9 protein-coding genes are annotated in these 13,970 nt (G+C 55.5%); 7 read left to right on the forward strand and 2 right to left on the reverse strand.

The features are described 5' to 3' along the window. Nucleotides 1–70: 70 nt before the first annotated feature. Both GSQ91_RS04285 and GSQ91_RS04290 read right to left on the reverse strand, forming a co-directional pair. Nucleotides 71–1,177 carry an ABC transporter permease gene (locus GSQ91_RS04285; RefSeq protein ID WP_158820004.1) on the reverse strand — a complete coding sequence of 369 codons (1,107 nt, stop codon included), beginning with the start codon at nt 1,175–1,177 and terminating at the stop codon, nt 71–73. A gap of 43 nt (nt 1,178–1,220) precedes the next feature. Next, nucleotides 1,221–2,693: a hypothetical protein gene (locus GSQ91_RS04290; RefSeq protein ID WP_158820005.1), complete on the reverse strand. Its 1,473-nt coding sequence runs from the start codon at nt 2,691–2,693 to the stop codon at nt 1,221–1,223. Between the two features lie 117 nt (nt 2,694–2,810). Between GSQ91_RS04290 and GSQ91_RS04295 the strand changes: the two genes are divergently transcribed. The 7 genes from GSQ91_RS04295 to ada all read left to right on the forward strand — a co-directional run bounded on the left by GSQ91_RS04295 (nt 2,811) and on the right by ada (nt 13,799). Continuing rightward, nucleotides 2,811–3,920 (forward strand): hypothetical protein, encoded by a 1,110-nt coding sequence (locus GSQ91_RS04295; RefSeq protein ID WP_158820006.1) that lies wholly within the window; start codon nt 2,811–2,813, stop codon nt 3,918–3,920. A gap of 1 nt (nt 3,921) precedes the next feature. Further along, complete coding sequence (locus tag GSQ91_RS04300; RefSeq protein WP_158820007.1) at nt 3,922–5,331, forward strand: MBOAT family protein; 1,410 nt, start codon at nt 3,922–3,924, stop codon at nt 5,329–5,331. A gap of 300 nt (nt 5,332–5,631) precedes the next feature. Further along, nucleotides 5,632–6,072, forward strand: coding sequence for a RodZ family helix-turn-helix domain-containing protein (locus GSQ91_RS04305; RefSeq protein WP_158820008.1), 441 nt, complete (start codon nt 5,632–5,634; stop codon nt 6,070–6,072). A gap of 233 nt (nt 6,073–6,305) precedes the next feature. After that, on the forward strand, nt 6,306–10,040 hold the full coding sequence (locus GSQ91_RS04310; protein WP_158820009.1) for a TonB-dependent receptor: 3,735 nt from the start codon (nt 6,306–6,308) through the stop codon (nt 10,038–10,040). Nucleotides 10,041–10,369: 329 nt separating this feature from the next. Further along, entirely contained in the window at nt 10,370–11,542 is a 1,173-nt protein-coding gene (metK, locus tag GSQ91_RS04315) for a methionine adenosyltransferase (RefSeq protein ID WP_158820010.1), read from the forward strand. A 149-nt stretch (nt 11,543–11,691) separates the two neighbouring features. Further along, nucleotides 11,692–12,579, forward strand: coding sequence for a transglutaminase family protein (locus GSQ91_RS04320; protein ID WP_158820011.1), 888 nt, complete (start codon nt 11,692–11,694; stop codon nt 12,577–12,579). 65 nt (nt 12,580–12,644) lie between these two features. Next, nucleotides 12,645–13,799, forward strand: a complete 1,155-nt coding sequence (ada, locus tag GSQ91_RS04325) for a bifunctional DNA-binding transcriptional regulator/O6-methylguanine-DNA methyltransferase Ada (protein WP_174240643.1) — start codon at nt 12,645–12,647, stop codon at nt 13,797–13,799. Nucleotides 13,800–13,970 lie beyond the last annotated feature (171 nt).

The following is a 13,970-nucleotide window of genomic DNA, read 5'->3' on the forward strand; positions in this document are numbered from 1 at the left end:
ACAAATTTGCAATTGCAAATAATTATAGGTTCGGCGGCGGCCCTTTTCACGAGATAGCTCTGCGAAAAGGCTATTCGTAGGAAAGAGCATCAATGGGATCTTTGCGTGCCGCCTTCAGCGCTGGGTAAAGAGCCCCGCAGAGCGCGCCGAGCAGAGCAATGGCGACAGCTTTGAATACCCAATCAGTCGTGACAGAGAAACTGAGCGTCGGGAAGCGGTTGTGCAGCGCGGCGCGCAGCAAATAGGTCGCGCTAACCCCGATGGCGATACCGGCCATGGCAAGCAGCATAGTTTCGCGCAACACTACGGAGACAATGCTGAGTTGTCCCGCACCCATCGATTTGAGGATGCCGATCTCTCTTGTCCGCTCCATCACGGCGGTGTACATCGACTGGAAGATCACCATGAAGCCTATGATGATCGCGATACTGATAATGACGCGCAACGCAATATTGAACCCAGGCAGATGATCGGGCGTAAGCGTTGAGAGATACTCCTGAATGGTCTGTACGCTGTACTGTTGCAGTCCGTCCGTATTCAGAATTTCGTTGCGAACAGCATCCTGAAACTCAGGCTGGTTTTCGGTTTTGAGGTAGAAGACAGCGGCCTTGCCAGGGTTGCCGTCGAGCTCGTCCATCGTGGTGAGCGGGATGTATTTGCGGCCACCCTTACCGTGCTCGACGATGCCGCAGACGCGGAAGTCGTGGTTGAGAACCTTGGTCGTGTCCCCAACCTTGAGTCCCTTGCCTGCGGCTGCTTGCAAGTCGTCGATGATGACGTCAAAGGGCTGCTGGAACGGGGTTCCGCTGAGAAATACAAATGGTTTCAGATCGTTGTAGGTGGCATAGTCGATACCAGATATATTTTCGAGCGAGGCTCCAGTCGTGAGCTTGATGTTGACCGGAGCGACAACCTGGACGTGCGGTAGCTTGCGCAGAACATTGGCGACGCGTATGTCGGCGGAGGCGGCGCTGGTATTGAGCAGAGCGCTGGCGGTGCCGGGATGCACGATCATGTCCATGCCGATACCGGATTGTTGGGTGCGATTGCCGTTCAGTATCCCGTAGAAGATGGCCACGACCGAGAGGATCATGATGACTTCGATGGCGACAGCAAAGGCGCTGATGACCGAGCGTAGCGGACGATGGACCAGATTGCCGACGATGAGTTTGTTCATAAGGTTAAGCGGATTTTTGGTGAGGCTTGTGGCGGCACTCGCTTCAATTCATGCCGAAGGCAGGTTTGGCGGGCGAAGGCACGTCACTTCCGAAATCGAAAATAGAGCCGACGAGGGGGAGGACGTACTTGCAGGCCAAGGCGAGAAGGATCATGTACTCCGTAGTTGTGACCATGCCGAAAAGTCCGGTGAGGGACCCTTCCGGAGCTGAGTGGGCACACATAAGAATCGCGACGATTACAGCGGGATGCTGACGGGCATCGCCGAGGAAACATGAAAAAATGAGGAAGACGGCGGCCATGCAAAGAGGCTCGATGAGAAGCACACCAGCGAGTCCATCTTCATGATACGCATCGGCAGAGGCTCCAAAAGAAATGCTTGTGCTCACGTCTTCATCGGTTATGGCACCGATCTCATGACCATAAACGTTCCCGAAGTAGGGAATTGGTTTGTCCGGCCAAAAAATATGTGGGACAACGTTCTCTATATCTTCTTTTAGGGGTTCAAGTCCATAAACACCATACATGCCTGTCACTGTGATAAGTGCGTCGTCGGGTGTTAGCATTTGTAGTCTGTCAAAGAGCCCCATAGAATGGCGGTAATAACCGAGCTTGCCATAGATGGATTCATTTTGTTCGGCGTTTCCCTTTATTACTTCGTCCATGTGGGTAAGTAAATACCCGGCTATCCTCGCATTGCCGAGCTCAGATCCTTCCTGGAGAACCCGGCCATATTGAGAGTAGGGGGTCGCATAAGCGTAGGCTACGTAGACAACGATAATGAGCGAGATGATATTGATAGGCTTCAGCCTGTAACGACTGATTGCGGCACCGAGAATCCAGCAAACTGCGGGGCTGAAGAGAGCTTGTTTGGAGAAGATCAACAGGCCTTCCGCAGTCGAGATACCGAATAAGAAGACTAGCCAGGGTGTGACGCTGCGCTGTCCGCCGGTAGCGCGAATGGTGTATATCACCCCTAGGATAAGTGCGAAGGGTAGAAAATGATCGGCATTGTAGACTGTTGTGATAAAGCTGCTGCCGGTGATCAGCCCAATTCCGGCAAGCATATAAATGAGTTTCAAAAATAAGGCGATAGCGGTTGCGCCAAAATAGATAGTGCGCAAGTTCGGCATGGGGAGCTTGGCTTCGATAAAGGATTTACGCGGCCGGAAGCGGCTTTCGACATAGGCGCCGAATAGCATTGCCAGCATTCCGAAGAGGTAAATCTCGATTGTGAGTTGGGGGGAGGCAAGGAAGGTATCGGCTGGCTCTCCCAGTACTGCTTTGACAACGACACCCACTACGAGTGTGAGAACGGCGTTGAAAAAGATGTAAGCACCTGCAGGACGGTATAGACCGCCCGCGATATTGAAGGCCGCTGTGGCAACGAGAATAAAGGCGAAACAGCAGAGAGCAAACAACAGCTGTGTGCGTTCGAAGAGTTGCACGGCAAAGAGTACCGAGGCGAACGTGGTGGCCCAAGCATAGGGAATCCGCTCTGGATAAGGGATATGCATTGGACATCTCATTCTAGCAAAGTGGATTGACTGGCTTGCCTTCCGGGACCGGGGGGAGCAAGCCGGCCCGGACCTTGCGCGGATAATCATCCTCACGCTATCTTTGGGAAGCATGCGATGGTTCAACAGGAAAAGTCGGTATACGATCCAAGCGTCGTGCCTGTAAAATGTGCAGGCCCGAGTAGAAGTGCTATTTCCCTGGCTCTTTTGCTGTTTTTTGCAGGCTTTATAGTCTCGGCAGGGGTTCTGCATCTCCTCATTGGTAGCGGGCTATCGCTGTATGGGGCGGAACGCAGCGAGAAATTGGCTATGCTACAACGTAGCAACTATACTTTCTCTTCTGCAATATTTGGTTCAAGCCATGTACATCAGGGCTTTGATCCTCGTGTTTTCGATTCCGCACTAACGGGATCGCCACTTGCCGTTCGCACTGTTAATCTTGGCCTCAATGGGGGTGCCCAAGTTGAGCAGCGGCTTGTAGCGCTTGATTTTCTCGCCCATCTCAAACCGCCTCCTGCCGGGCAACCGTGCCTGATTATGCTGGAGGTGACTGCACCCCCCAGGTTTTCCACTCTCTATACCTGGCATCCGCGGCAGGTCAATATTCTTGACTGGCAATCGGTACAGCTGGCGAGTCACTTCGCTTTAGAGCCGGGTACTCGCCTCCATCGGTTGAATCTCAGAGTATCCCTGTACGAGTCGGCCATCTCCCATTTCATCAACATGGGGATGTTGAGCAGCCGTATCTTTCCGCCACCCTATGATGAGGCTGAAATTGTCAAAGAGACAGCAGACGATCGTCGGGGTATGTTGACTGAACTGCCCAATGAGATGACAAGAGCCGATGTTAAGCGTTCCTTTGCCGTTCGTCTCCCCATTCCCAAACCTCGCGATGAAAAGATGCAAAGAGGGGACTCGATGCTGATCGAAGATCTGCATCGAGCACTGAATGGTGGCAGAGTTCAATACCTCTGGGTCGCGATGCCAGGCCTGGATGATCTGAAAGAGTATCCCGTGTATCCAGCCTCGCAAAAAACTTCTTTCGGCGAGGTGCCAATCCTCAATCTTGCACGCCCTGACCTGTATCCTCAGCTATACGATCCTTCGCTATGGTTTGATAATCAGCACCTGAACGAACAAGGTGCAAAGCTGGCGTCTCAGGTTTTGGCGGCGCTATTTCTGGCGTGGTCAGACGAACATTCTGTGCAGCAAAATTGCGGAGGCTGACTTGCTTTTCATCGAATTCCGCTTTTTTATTTTTCTGGCTGTAGTCCTGACGGCTTACTGGTCGCTGAGATCAAACAACGCGCGCAAGTGGCTCATCCTCGCTGCCAGCTACTTCTTCTACGGTTCCTGGGATTGGCGCTTTGCTGTGATGCTTGGAGTCCTCTCTGCTGCTGACTGGTACTTCGCCCTTCGCATCGAGCGATCGGAGTCTGCCTCGACCCGCAAGGCTTTCGTCTATTCCTCAGTCGCCATGAATCTGTCAGTGTTGGCGTTCTTTAAGTATTTCCATTTTTTCGTTAACAGTGCCATCGCGTTAGCCGGGCAGCTGCAAATCCACTTGGATCAGCCCACGCTCAAAATCATTTTGCCGATTGGCGTGAGTTTCTTTACCTTTCAGTCCTTGAGCTACACCATCGACGTGTATCGGCGAGAGATTCACGCCTCATCAAACCTGCGCGATTATCTAATGTTTGCCTCGTTTTTCCCTCAACTGGTGGCTGGTCCGATTGTCCGCCCGAAGTATTTCTTGCCCCAGATGGTCTCGAAACGTACTGTTTCGCTGAGCGAGGTAAAGGCTAGCCTCTACCTCTTCCTGCTGGGTTTCCTGAAGAAGACGGCTATAGCGGATAACATTTCGCCCTATGTAGATCGAGTTTTCAATACGCCAACTCACTACAGTGCGCTGGCCTGCATTACGGCTACATGGCTCTATGCCACACAGATATTTTGCGATTTTTCGGGCTATTCCGACATGGCAATCGCGGTCGCGGGGCTACTCGGATTTAAGCTGGCCCTGAACTTCGACGCTCCCTATCTCGCAGTATCCATTCAGGACTTCTGGCGGCGCTGGCATATCTCGCTCTCCACCTGGATTCGTGACTATATCTATTTCTCGCTGGGCGGAAGCCGCATGGGCAGCCGCTGGGGAACCTATCGCAATCTGATGATTACCATGCTTGCTGGCGGCTTATGGCATGGTGCTGCATGGACTTTTGTAGCCTGGGGGGGCTTGCATGGGGCGGCGCAGGTGAGCCACCAGGAGTTTCTTCGGGTCCTTCCAGTTGAGGAGCACCACAACCCCTGGAGGCGGTTTCTCGGCTGGTTTCTCACGCTGAATGCTGTTTGCCTCTTCTGGATTCTTTTCCGGGCATCCAGCTTTTCAGTGGCTTGGCTGCTAATTCGACGCTATCTCTTTTTAGATCTTGGCGGCTCAGAGAGGCTGCCTATGTGGCTCCTGGTCCTACCCATCGCGCTTCTGGCTGGGCAGATTTTGATGCGCCGCACCCGGATTGGCATACGAATCGTTTCGTTGCCATTGGGTGCCTTCGCTACCGTGTATGGAGCCGTCTGGGCTATTGCAATGGCGATGCTGCCACTGGGATATAGACCTTTTATCTATTTTCAGTTCTAAGTTGCAGCCACTTTGCTGCCCGCACGAACCTTAACCGTCGATGCTGAGCAAATGCGTTCACATCTGTGCATCCCGACCCGTAACGAATTAGATGCAATGTCGAATGCACATTCGCGATCTTGATACCGTTCGTGGCATTCTGAAAGGGAATTGGAATATCTGCCGCCGTCTTCAGAAACTGGCGACTAAAGTGGTTTCACTGTAGGTAGAGGAGCGATTAGGCCCGCCAATATGGCGACACTCGGTTCGCGCATATCGAACCGTCGGAGATCGAGGGTGTCCTTCGGCAGAGACTTACAATTGGAACGCGAGAATCGCGGTGTGTCGTTGGAGCAGCTCGCAGAGGGCACCAAGGTGCCTTCGCGCTTTCTTTATGCCCTCGAGGCTGATGATTTCGGCTGCCTGCCCGGCGGCGTCTTCAATAAAGGTATTGTGAGCAGCTACTGCCGCCATCTGGGGATCGCGGAAGAGTCGTGGCTCGCGCGCTTTGCAGCCAGTGCTCAGACGACTAGTGATGAACACGATTGGGCAGTCTTTGCGGAAAATGTAAAACGAAACCGCGTACAGATGGGAACTGGCATGCGGCGGCGCTGGTGGGGAGTGCTGCTCTTGTTGGTTATGTTGGGCGCGCTGGCATGGGTGGCATGGCGTTATGTCATCCAGCCCGGAGTTCGTCCCTCTGGGGTGCTTCCCGTGGGTGCCTTCCGGTTACAGAAGAATGCAGGGCAGGCAGCGGTCTGATTCAGCCTGCCGATTTCATACTGAAACAGCATGAGCCAATACTGAAACAGCATGAGTCAATTTGCGGTTGACGTACGTATCTACCATTTAACGGTTCATAATAAGCAGCACACGCCAGGTTCACAGGTGCCTCTATATCAGTTTTTGCCAAAAAACTGATATAGAGGCGATGCCATTTTTAGAAACGGCGCCGTAGCAGCCTGTTTGGTTGTTAGCTCTTGGAGGATGCATTGATGAGACATATTGTTGCAGCTGTCCTGATGTTGGCTTCTCTTTGTACGGCTACGGCCGTTGCCCAAACCGCAACCACCTCGCTCCGTGGCGTCGTGAAGGACTCGAGCGGCGCACTTGTCCCGGGCGCGTCGATCACCCTTTTAGACAAGGCCACCAACAACACCTATCACGCAGTCTCCAGTGCCTCCGGCTACTATATTTTTCCAATCGTCGTTCCGGCGCACTATCTCATCACTACCGTCTCCAGTGGTTTTGCCCCTCAGACCCGCACTGCCGAACTGCTCGTCGAGCAGCCAGCCACCATCGACTTTACCCTTGGTGTAGCCGCCGACACGGTTACAGTGGATGTCAGCGCCGCCACGCAAACCCTCAATTTTACGGATGCCACAATGGGCAACTCTGTTGGCAATGCCACTATCCAGGCCCTGCCCATGGATGGTCGCAACCCTATCTCTCTACTTGAGCTTCAGCCTGGTGTTCTTTACATCGGCGATAACACCGACAGCCGCCAGGGAGCCGTTGCTGGTGGCCGTTCGGACCAGGGCAACATCACTCTCGATGGACTCGACGACAACGACCAGATCGGCGGCGCTGCTTTTACGACCATCCTGCGTTCCACTCTTGACTCCACAGAGGAGTTCCGCGTCGTTACCTCGAACGGCACCGCCCAGGCAGGCCGCTCTTCCGGCGCTCAGGTCAATCTGGTCACCAAGAGCGGAACCAACAAGTACCACGGCGCACTTTACGAGTACTATCGCCCTACCAACACCGTCGCTAACTCCTTCTTCAATAAGAACAGCGAGATTCTTTCTGGAGAACCGAACATCCCCCAAAAATATATAGTGAACACCTTTGGAGGCAGCATCGGCGGTCCCATCAAGAAAGATAAGCTCTTCTACTTCTTCAACTACGAGGGTCAACGCATTGGCACTGGTAGTGTCGTTGGAGCCACAGTGCCCATGGCTGGTTTCATGCAGGGTGAGCTAAGTTACCCCGACACCAATGGCAACACCCAAACCTTGTCACCCGCACAAGTCGCGCAGTTGGACGCACCCTGTACCGGCAACACCTTTAATGGAGCGCCGGTTTGTCCCGCGGGTCCCGGACCCAACGCCGCCATACTCTCCTACTACGCTAAGGTGCCCGTTGCCACCGGCACAATTCTGGGCGACGGCTATAACTCCGGCTCCTTTTACTTTGTCTCCCCGACGCCAAGTACGCAGAACACCAGCATCCTCAAGATCGACTACAACCTGAATAGCGCAAATCGTATCTTCGTCCGTGGAAACCTGCAGAAAGATACTGCTTCCGGAGCTGAAAACCTACCGGGTCAACCCCCTGCCTCCTACACAGATGACAACACCAAGGGCATCTCCGCCGGCTACACCTGGACCCCTACCGCTAATATGGTCAATGACCTGCGCTACGGTTTTATCCGCCAGGGCTACCAGGTCAGCGGCATTGGCTCCGGCGATTATGTCGGCGTATACGGACTCACTCAGCCCACCGCCCAGACTCGTAACACTATCCTCCATGTCCCGGTGAACAACATTACCGATACCTTCACCTGGGTCAAAGGCACGCACACCATCGCTCTAGGCGGCAACTGGCGCGGCATCACAAACGAAAATGGCTCCGATGCCAACTCCTTCGACGGTGCCAGCACCAACGAGCAATATGCCAATACTTCCGATCTGCCTCTCCCCAGTAACATTGCCAGCAGTTTTGCCAGTGACTCCTGGATGTACGCCTACGGCAATCTCGTGGGAGTGGTCCCTGAGGTCTATAAGGTTTATAACTACAAAATCAGCAGCCCTACCTCGGGCACAGCCCTGCCCGATGGCACCTTCGTCAATCGGGACTACCGCTCCAACGAGTTTGAGTACTTCCTGCAGGACACTTGGCACGCCCGACATAACCTCACTCTCACCTTTGGTCTGCGCCACACCCTCCTCCAAACCCCCTATGAGACTCATGGTCAGCAGATCTCGCCAACCATCGATACCGATGCCTGGTACAAGGAACGCGAATCTGCCGCTCTACAGAGCCAGATCTACGAGCCCACCGTCTATTTAGCACCCTCCGGTAAGGCCAATGGACAGCCCGGCTATTGGCCCAAGCAGAAAGATAATGTTGCCCCGCGCATCGGCATAGTCTTCGCACCAGATCCAAAGACCTCCATCCGCGCCAGCTTTGGCATCTACTATGACCACTACGGCGAAGCTCTCGCAAACACCTTCAGCCAGGAAGGCGCCATCGGACTCAACGCCGGTATCTCCAATGGAGCAGACGAGCTTGGCTTTGAGAACGCTCCCCGTTTCACTGGGCCTCACAACATTCCAGATATCTCCCTGCCTCCTTTTTCCCCCACGATATCGTTCCCTAACCCGCCGCCCATAGACGGTTTCGGCATCGACTGGGGCATTGATAACCGCCTGAAAACTCCCTACGCAGAGTCCTTTAATCTCTCCGTTCAGCACGAGTTTCCCGGTGGTTTCGTCTTCGAGGAGGCTTATGTCGGTCGCCTGGGCCGGCATCTTCTCCAGCAGTTGGATCTGGCGGAGCCGGTGGACTACGTGGATCCGCAAGGCGGTGGGGACTACTTCAGCAACGCCCGCACGCTCTCTGCTGCGGTCGATGCTGCCCCCTTCGGAACCTTCAATGGAAATCGTCAAAAAGTGAACAGCAATGTTACGGCCATTCCGTACTTCGAGAATGTTTTCCCTTACATGAAGAATCATGACTATGGGGGAGAAAGCGCCACGCAGGCCATCTTTAACAACGCGTGGGCGCCCGAACGCTATACCAACGGTGAGACCTTCTCGCTGGTCATGCTGGATTTTGCTCCCTATGGTTTTTTCCCCGGTATCCCCACCCAGTCCCGCTTCTTTAGCAACCAGTTCTCCTCGCTCTATTCCTGGGACTCTATCGGCACTAGTTCTTACAACGCTCTACAGTTCACCCTCCGACATCCCGCTTCTCATGGCTTGACGGTTGATGTGAGCTATACCTTCTCTAAATCTCTGGATCTGGGTTCTGAGACCGAGCGCACCAGTCAGCTCGGCAACACAGACGACGCCTATACCAACTTCGCGATACAGAACACCTGGAACCCCAAACTCAACAAAGGCCCCTCTGACTTTGATACCCACAGCCTGATCACCGGCGATTGGGTCTATGCCCTGCCTGTTGGCCGCGGCAAAGCCGTGCTATGCACTACAAATCATCTGGTCGACGCTCTCATCGGCGGATGGCAGTGGGCTGGTCTCGCCCGCTGGACCAGCGGACTGCCTTTCACTCTGGAATCTCCTGCGTATCCCTCCAACTACAACAATCCAGGCTTCGCGTTCAATGTCGGTAACGTTCAAACCCACAGAAACATCACCGCCGGAGTTCCCCATGTCTTCGATGCCGCCACGGTCAGCGCCATCAACAACGGCATATACTTCGGCAATACCATTCGGCTTCCCTATGCAGGTGAAGCTGGTTCGCGCAACAACTTCCGTGGAGATGGCTATTTCGATATTGATTCTTCGCTCACGAAGAGCTGGAATCTGGGCAACCTGGTCAAACTAAAATTTGCTGGCGAGCTCTATAACGTCTCCAACTCCGACCGTTTTGACGTCAGCGTTGCCGGTCTGAACGCGCGAACAGCCAGCACACTCCTTGGTACTTATAGTGGAAACCTCTCCACCTACCGCCGGATGCAGTTCGGCTTGCGGTTGGACTTCTAAAAAACAACGGCCAAAAGCTTTAACGTAGAAGGCCCTCAACCTCAAAGGAAATCGGCGTTCGCTTCGGCGGGCGCCGTTTTTCCGTTCGATGGCCCACACTGCTCCTTGGAGGCTGATTTCGACAGATGGATGTTCGTCTTTGGACTCGGGCGGATGTGCAGGTAGAATAGTTAGGTTCCACCTAACCGATTCATTTCGGCTCTGATGGAACGACCGGAGTGTGCCAAATCTGCTCGCGAGCCTCGTGAGCGTGTGCGGTGAAACAGCCGGTCGTCGGGCGCTCGGCATACGAGCGGGTCCGGCTATCTGACTGATAGGAGCTTTACGCTTTGTCTACAACAACCGACCGTTTTCTTTTCACCAGTGAGTCTGTGACCGAAGGCCATCCCGATAAGATCGCCGACCAGATTTCAGATGCGATTCTCGACGCCTGCCTCCAACAGGACCCCTACAGCCGTGTGGCTTGCGAAACCCTTACCTGCACCGGCCTTGTCGTCGTTGCGGGCGAGATCACGACCAAAGCCTACGTAGATTTCCAGACAGTGGTGCGCGAAACGGTCAAGGAAATTGGCTACGACGACGCCCTCAAAGGCTTTGATTCGAACACTTGCGCCGTCATTTCGACGATCAATCGCCAGTCCCCTGACATCGCGCAGGGTGTGGACACCGGCGGTGCAGGCGATCAGGGCATGATGTTCGGCTACGCCACCAACGAGACTCCGGAGCTGATGCCGACGCCAATCTCGCTCGCGCACAAGCTGGCGCAGAAGCTCAGCGAAGTCCGCAAGTCAGGCAAGCTGGCTTATCTGCGGCCTGACGGCAAGAGCCAGGTCACGGTGGAGTACGACTCCAACCACAAGCCCGTGCGCGTGGATGCGGTCGTTATCTCTACCCAGCATGCTGAAGAGGTTGGCAACGAGCAGTTGCGGGCCGAGATTCTGGAGCATGTCATCCAGGCCGTCATCCCGGCCGAACTGCTGGATGCAGACACCAAATATCACATCAACCCGACGGGCCGCTTCGTTATCGGTGGTCCGATGGGTGACTCCGGTCTGACCGGACGCAAGATCATCGTCGATACCTACGGCGGTATGGGCCGTCACGGTGGCGGCGCGTTCTCCGGCAAGGATGCCACCAAGGTAGACCGCTCGGCGGCCTACATGGCGCGCTACATCGCGAAGAACGTTGTGGCCTCCGGACTCGCGGATCGCTGCGAAGTGCAGTTGGCGTACGCGATCGGTGTGGCTGATCCGGTCAGCATTCGCGTCGATACCTTTGGCACGGGCAAGGTTGGCGAGCAGCGCTTAGTTGAGCTGGTTCGCGAGAACTTCAAGCTGACGCCGAAGGGCATCATCGAGAGCCTGAACTTGCGCCGTCCGGTGTTCAAGAAGACTGCTGCCTACGGCCACTTCGGCCGTACCGGCGACACCTTCACCTGGGAGGCCACCGACAAAGCTGCTGCGCTGAAGGCCGGCGCAGTCGCGGAGTTAGCCGCTAAGTAGTCTTTTTGCAGGAGATACGACGGGCGAGCCCTTTTAGGCTCGCCCGTTTTGCTGAGCGCTGATGCAGCTTCTCGAAACGTGAGAGCATCTAGCTAATAAGGCGACGTGTGTGTCCCGCCCCTCCAAATGCCGTCGCGGGAGCCTTCGCTATGTTCATCAAATCCGAATTTGACATTCAGTTCCATCTTCCCGAAGCAACGCCGATGCTCGCCATGCTGCGTGTGCATCCGACGCTCGAGCCACTACTGACTACCGGTGATGAACTGAAGGTGGAGCACATAGACAACGAGGCTACAACGGGCCTTGCGGTCTCCGAGTATCTCGATGTCTTCGGCAATCGCTGCTCGCGATTTGCCGCGCCAGCCGGGACGATTCGCCTGAGCGGCTGCAATATGATCACGATCGAAGCCGAGCCTGACCCCCAACCTTTCGAGGCGCAGCAGGCCCCCGTAGAACAGCTGCCATCTGAAGTGCTGCAGTTTCTACTGGCCAGCCGTTACTGTCAGGTCGATTTATTCGGGGGAGTCGCGCAGGATCTCTTCGGGTACACGCTTCCGGGATGGCAGCGTGTGGCGGCAATTCGTGACTGGGTACATTGGAAGGTCGCCTTCAACTACCAGACAGCGCGTTCGACCAAGACGGCGATGGATGTCTTCACGGAGCGTGTGGGAGTATGCCGCGACTTCCAGCATCTTGCGATCACGCTGACGCGCTGCATGAATATTCCCGCACGCTACGTCATGGGCCAACTCGGGGATATTCGCATTCCCTATACCGGGCCGGGCGACTTCCATGCGTGGTATCAGGTATGGCTCGATGGCAGATGGTGGAACGTGGATGCGCGCCATAACCAGCCGCGCGCAGGCCGCATTCTGATGGCGACCGGTCGCGACGCGGCCGACGTTGCGATCACGACGAGCTTTGGGCGCGCCGATCTCAAGCACTTTTATGTCGAATCCAACGAACTCGATGAGCAGGGAAACCTGGTGCCTCTGCCCGGTGGCCGGCCTGCAAAGAGCGTGCGGCCAGAAGTATAGAAATAGAGAGTTTGCCCGCAATCTCCGGAGTGTGGCGTTCCATGCGCCTGTTGCAGGATACTTGCATGGCGACTACAAGTTGGACGAGCGCGATAGCGACGATAGCAACGGCGGTAGGAATCGAAAACATGGGTAAGGGAAACAAGGCAAACGTGCCTTCGGTATTTGCGGGTAAGGCGTGGCAGCAGGTATTGGCCAGGGACACGTCCGCTGACGGCCAGTTTGTGTATGCGGTCAAATCGACGGGCATCTACTGCCGTCCGAGCTGCCCGAGCCGCCGGCCCGAGCGTAAGAATGTCAGCTTCTTTCCAAACACTGCAACAGCGGAGGCTGCGGGCTTTCGCGCGTGCCTGCGCTGCGAGCCGCAACGCGTTGCGCCGAAGGCCGATCCTCAGGCTGAAGCAATTGCGGCGGCGGCTGATTTTTTGAGTGAACATGCGGGCCAGCGTACCTCGCTCGAGGACCTCGCGGAAGCAGCAGGTGTAGGCAAGTTTGCCGTACTGCGCGGGTTCAAGCGTGTGCTCGGTGTAACTCCCGGGGAGTTCGCTCGAGCACAGCGCAAGGAACGCTTCCGCGAAGAGGTACGCACGCCGCGAAACTCGCGTTCTCCGGTGACCGACGCAGTCTATGCGGCAGGATTCGGTTCCTCGAGCCGGCTGTATGAAGATGCTGATGCAACGCTCGGCATGACCCCGACGGCCATGAAGGAAGGCGGCGCAGGTGAGACGATTCGCTATGCGGTTGCGGACTCTCCATTGGGTCGCATTCTGGTGGCGACGACCGATCGTGGGCTGTGCTCGGTGCTGTTTGCGGACTCCGATACAGAAGCCGCTGTAGAGCTGCGTGAGCGGTTTCCGCAGGCCGTGATTCGGCGTGACGATCAACAACTGGCCGAAACCGTCAAATTTGTGCTCGCACGGCTCGGCGAGAACGCCAATGCTGCTGCGCTGCCATTTCATGTACGGGCGACGGCATTTCAGCAGCGCGTGTGGCGCGCGCTGACCGAAATCCCTCGCGGCGAGACCCGCACCTACTCGCAGATCGCCGAGGCGGTTGGCTCTCCGAAGTCAGTGCGGGCCGTGGGCGCGGCCTGTGGAGCAAATCCACTGGCGCTAGTTGTGCCGTGCCATCGCGTGGTCGGTTCGAATGGCAACCTCACAGGTTATCGCTGGGGTACCGAACGCAAGAGAAAGCTGTTGGAGATGGAGCACGCACTCTGAAACTCTCGCACTCTCATCTAGGGGTTCTGTCAGCTACGAGCAACGAGGTATAAAGCGAAGAGGGTATGAATTCCTCGTAGCTCAATTCCTCGTTGCTCTATGCTGAACAAAACCCCTGTTGGCCCGTGATCTTACCTTTCTCGAACCTGCGGTGTATGACACGTTGCAGCA

The organism is Granulicella sp. S156, assembly GCF_009766105.1.
Taxonomy (GTDB): Bacteria; Acidobacteriota; Terriglobia; order Terriglobales; family Acidobacteriaceae; genus Granulicella.

Coding starts and splice junctions, on each gene's coding strand:
- GSQ91_RS04285 (WP_158820004.1), bottom strand. CDS start 1,177: ATGAACAAACTCATCGTCGGCAATCTGGTCCATCGTCCGCTACGCTCG.
- GSQ91_RS04310 (WP_158820009.1), top strand. CDS start 6,306: ATGAGACATATTGTTGCAGCTGTCCTGATGTTGGCTTCTCTTTGTACG.
- GSQ91_RS04290 (WP_158820005.1), bottom strand. CDS start 2,693: ATGCATATCCCTTATCCAGAGCGGATTCCCTATGCTTGGGCCACCACG.
- ada (WP_174240643.1), top strand. CDS start 12,645: ATGGCGACTACAAGTTGGACGAGCGCGATAGCGACGATAGCAACGGCG.
- GSQ91_RS04320 (WP_158820011.1), top strand. CDS start 11,692: ATGTTCATCAAATCCGAATTTGACATTCAGTTCCATCTTCCCGAAGCA.
- GSQ91_RS04295 (WP_158820006.1), top strand. CDS start 2,811: ATGGTTCAACAGGAAAAGTCGGTATACGATCCAAGCGTCGTGCCTGTA.